This window comes from Rheinheimera sp. (assembly GCF_036568245.1).
Lineage (GTDB): Bacteria > Pseudomonadota > Gammaproteobacteria > Enterobacterales > Alteromonadaceae > Alishewanella.
This window is the reverse complement of sequence record NZ_DATCSY010000110.1, coordinates 1-4,250: the sequence shown is the minus strand read 5'-3', so window position 1 is coordinate 4,250 and position 4,250 is coordinate 1. Positions and strand designations below refer to the sequence as shown.

Sequence of the window (4,250 nt, the reverse complement as noted above, 5' to 3'; positions counted from 1 at the left end):
AGCGGTAAAGCGAATCAGTATTTTTTGCGTGGTTTTAATCTGGACCACGGCACCGATTTTGCCACTTATGTTGACGGTATGCCGGTTAATATGCGCAGCCACGGCCATGGCCAGGGCTATACCGATTTAAACTTCATCATGCCCGAGGTTATCGCACAGATTGATTATCAGAAAGGTGCTTACCATGCTAATAGCGGCGACTTTTCCTCAGCGGGGACTGCACGCTTTGGTATTCAGAACCGCGCCAGCAAAACGGCAGCACTTACTTTGGGGCAACATGGCTACAGCCGCCTGCTTGGCAAAGGGAGTACCGCTGCAGGCAAGGGCAACATGTTGTTGGCAGCAGAGTTGCAGCAATATACCGGGCCCTGGACGGATGTCGATGAAAACGTTGATAAAGTAAATTTGCTGGCTCGATACAGTCAGAATGTGGGCGCGGGCCAGCTGGCGCTGACAATGATGGCTTATGACAATAGCTGGAATTCAGCAGATCAAATACCGCAGCGGGCAGTAGTACAGGGCTTAATTGACAGCTTTGGCTCGCTGGATACTGATTTGGGTGGCAACAGTTCACGCTATAGCCTTTCTGCCAGCTGGTACAGCGATGCCTGGCAGTGGAATGCTTATGCAATACAGGCCAAAATGGATCTGTGGTCCAATTTTACTTATTTCCTTAATGATCCGGTCAACGGCGATCAGTTTGAACAGGTCGATGACAGGTGGATATATGGTGGTGAGTTAAGCCATCACTGGCATCATCAGGTAGGCGAATTTGCGGTGGAGCATGTCGCCGGCATACAGCTGCGCTATGATGATATTGCTGAGGTAGGGCTTTACAACACGGCAAAGCGGCAGCGTTTAAGTTCGGTCCGTTCAGATGCCGTTGAACAGAGCTCCGTGGCATTGTTCAGCCAAACTACGCTGCAACTGAACAGTGACTGGAATGCGCATTTAGGTATCCGTTACGATTATGTCGACGCTGATGTGGCCAGTGATCTGGCTCTGAATGGTGGTAGTGCCTCTGACGGTATTGCTTCGCTGAAAACGGGGCTGAGTTATCAGTTTGCCGCGAATTGGCAGGCTTACATCAATGCCGGACAAGGTTTTCACTCGAATGATGCCCGCGGTGCAACGACGACAGTCGACCCGGTTAGTGGTGACAGTGTGGCGCCGGTTAACCTGCTGGTCCGGAGCAATGGTGCTGAACTTGGCCTGCGCTTTTTTGACTACAGTGCGCTCAATGCCTCTATTGCGTTATGGTATCTGGAGATGGATTCTGAGCTGCTGTATGTCGGTGATGTCGGTACAAACGAACCCAGCCGTGCGTCTAGGCGCTTCGGCGTCGAAATAGCAGCTTATTACTGGTTTAACAGCAACTGGAGTATAGATACTGAGCTTGCGCTGACGCGCTCACGGTTTTCCCAGAGTAGCCCTGAAGAGGGCGATTACGTAGACGGTGCTTTGCCGGTAGTTGCCAGCTTGGGTGTGATTTATAAAGCAGACTCGCCCTGGCAGCTGAGTTTACGGCTGCGGCATTTTGGCAAGCGCACTTTGGACAGCTATAACCGCCAGCGCTCCGGCACCAGCACCGTGCTAAATGGCGGCTACCAGTATCAATGGCAAAACTGGCAACTGGGGTTTGAGCTGCTAAACCTGCTCGACAGCAATGACAGCGACATTGATTATTTTTATGCTTCTCGTCTTACTGATGAGCCGGCAGAGGGGGTGGAGGACAGGCATTCTCATCCGATGGAACCCCGTAGTGCCCGCCTGACAATACGGTATCAGTTTTAAGCCTGTCGCTTTGGTACAGATCGGTTTAAGCTTAGCGTACGTAATGAACTGGCAACATAACAGTGAGCCCTTACAGGAGATAACAATGAAACAGCTACTAAGCGCCATGGCGATTATCACTTCAGTGTTTGCCACGCCGGCGATGGCAAATCAATGCGGTGAAATTCTTGGCCATTCCATGCAGCAACTGAATACCCGGGAGAGCGTCGATTTATGTGACAGCTTTAAAGGCAAAACTGTGCTGGTGGTAAATACTGCTAGTAAATGTGGTTTTACACCGCAATTCGATGCATTGGAAGCGCTGTACCAGAAGTATCAGGACAAAGGTTTAGTGGTGCTGGGCTTTCCTTCCGACAGTTTTAAACAGGAATATGACGATGCCGGTAAAACGGCTGAAGTGTGTTATTTAACCTATGGCGTAAAATTTCCTATGTTTGCCAGTTCTAAAGTCACAGGTGATGACGCTAACCCGGTATTTAAAGCGCTGATTGCCAAAACCGGTGAAACACCTAGCTGGAATTTTAATAAGTATCTGGTGAGCAGTGATGAGCAGACCGTGAAACACTTTGGCAGCCGCACCAAACCGGACGATAAAAAGTTTATCGCTGAGCTGGAGGCGATGTTGGCGAAATAACAGTATAGGACGCCACTTTTAGCTGCGTCTGAGTCTGTGCATAAAAGTGGCGTAAATCGTTATCCTAACCACGGCTACCTCGATACTTAGGTTGTTACAACCACACACTGTAAAGTGCAATGGACAACGACAACAGTGAGATCAACCCACTACCAAGTACCAGAGCTTTATAGCCGGCTATTTGTCGTTTAGCTGTTTCAGATGCCTCTTCCGCTGAGTTCAGTACTTTCTGCAACTGCTCCGCCAGCGTATGCAACGCTTCGGCGTTACGGGTAACAGCCTGTTGTAGTTCTGTTATCTGTTGTGCGACAACTGTCTCTGATTTTGCAGCTTCCGATTTAGCGGTAAACGCTGGTATCGCGCTGGTTGCTATTGTTGTTAGGTATGGTGCAAGCGTTTTGATAAGGGGAATGAGTTGTACCGCCATGATACCTCCTGTCAGGGCAATAACGACGGTCAGGAAAACCGGTTATTAGGTGTACGCTATCCTCACCATAGCTGCCATTTTCTGAAGCAGCAACTATAGCCAGCTGCATGCTTGTTTATTTGGCCATCTAAACGTATAGAAGTTGACTTCGCTGTGCATTTTACGCAACATAGCGGCTATGTCAGTTAAGCGGATGTGGTTATGCCTATAAAAGTGATCGATCAGTTGCCGGCAGTGGAAGCACTGTCGGCTGAAAATGTGTTCGTGATGACCGAAAGCAGGGCGCAGTCGCAGGATATCCGGCCGCTGAAAATTGCTATTTTAAATTTAATGCCAAATAAAATAGCTACCGAAATTCAGCTGTTGCGTTTACTGGCAAACAGCCCGTTGCAGGTGGATGTTGATTTACTGCGCATTGATGATCATGTCAGTAAAAACACGCCGCCAAGCCATTTAAACTGCTTTTATCGTTATTTCTCTGAAGTACAGCAGCAAAAATACGATGGCTTAATTATTACCGGTGCGCCGCTGGGGCTGGTCGATTATGAAGACGTGACCTACTGGGCGCAGTTTGGCGATATTCTGCGCTGGGCCGACAATAATGTTACCTCAACCTTATTTCTGTGTTGGGCGGCGCATGCGGCGCTGTATCAGTACTATGGTTTGCAGCGCGAAATTCGCGGCGAGAAACTGTCGGGGGTTTACTGGCAGCAGGTGACTCAGCCGCTGTGCCCGCTGGTGCGTGGTTTTGATGACGAGTTTTTAGTGCCACACTCGCGCTATGCCCAGGTACCCAAGCAAAAGTACCAGCTGCACGACGATTTACATATTCTGGCCGAGGCCGATGTTACCGGCGCCTATTTGCTGCAAAACAGCAGTGGCAGCCGGGTATTTGTTACCGGCCACCCTGAGTACGACTTAACCACTTTGGACGAAGAATATCAGCGCGATCTGGCCGCCGGCGTAACTGCTAAGTTGCCGGAAAATTACTATCGCAATAACGACCCTATGCAGGGGCCACAAAAACTGTGGCAAAGCCATGCCTTCTTATTGTTCAGCAACTGGCTGAACTACTATGTATATCAGGCCACGCCGTTTGAGTTAAGCCAGATTGGCCACGGCGCATAAGATAAAGAGCATATTATGACAGCAAGATTAACAGCGCAGCAGTTTCGTCAGTTGCTCGAACAGCGCATTTTAATTCTGGATGGTGCTATGGGCACGATGATCCAGCAGCACCGGCTACAAGAAGCTGATTATCGGGGTGAAGAGTTTGCTAACTGGCCTTGCGATGTCAAAGGCAACAACGATTTGCTGGTGCTGACGCAGCCGGATTTAATCGCAGATATTCACCGTCAGTATTTACTGGCTGGCGCCGATATTGTTGAAACCAAC

General features: G+C 49.4%; 5 protein-coding genes. 4 read left to right on the top strand and 1 reads right to left on the bottom strand.

The window, feature by feature from the left end; genetic code table 11:
• Both VIN66_RS04915 and VIN66_RS04910 read left to right on the top strand, forming a co-directional pair.
• The coding region (locus VIN66_RS04915; RefSeq protein WP_331922956.1) for a TonB-dependent receptor at positions 1-1,794 on the top strand (1,794 nt) is incomplete at its 5' end.
• Positions 1,795-1,879: 85 nt separating this feature from the next.
• Entirely contained in the window at positions 1,880-2,428 is a 549-nt protein-coding gene (locus tag VIN66_RS04910; protein WP_331922955.1) for a glutathione peroxidase, read from the top strand.
• 94 nt (positions 2,429-2,522) lie between these two features.
• On the opposite strand, the gene VIN66_RS04905 is transcribed toward VIN66_RS04910, so the two are convergent.
• Complete coding sequence (locus VIN66_RS04905) at positions 2,523-2,855, bottom strand: hypothetical protein (protein WP_331922954.1); 333 nt, start codon at positions 2,853-2,855, stop codon at positions 2,523-2,525.
• A 201-nt stretch (positions 2,856-3,056) separates the two neighbouring features.
• Here VIN66_RS04905 and VIN66_RS04900 point away from each other — a divergent pair, with 201 nt between their 5' ends.
• Both VIN66_RS04900 and VIN66_RS04895 read left to right on the top strand, forming a co-directional pair.
• On the top strand, positions 3,057-3,983 hold the full coding sequence (locus tag VIN66_RS04900) for a homoserine O-succinyltransferase (protein WP_331922953.1): 927 nt from the start codon (positions 3,057-3,059) through the stop codon (positions 3,981-3,983).
• 15 nt (positions 3,984-3,998) lie between these two features.
• Positions 3,999-4,250, top strand: a 252-nt coding sequence (locus VIN66_RS04895; protein WP_331922952.1) for a homocysteine S-methyltransferase family protein, incomplete at its 3' end; no start/stop codon positions are given.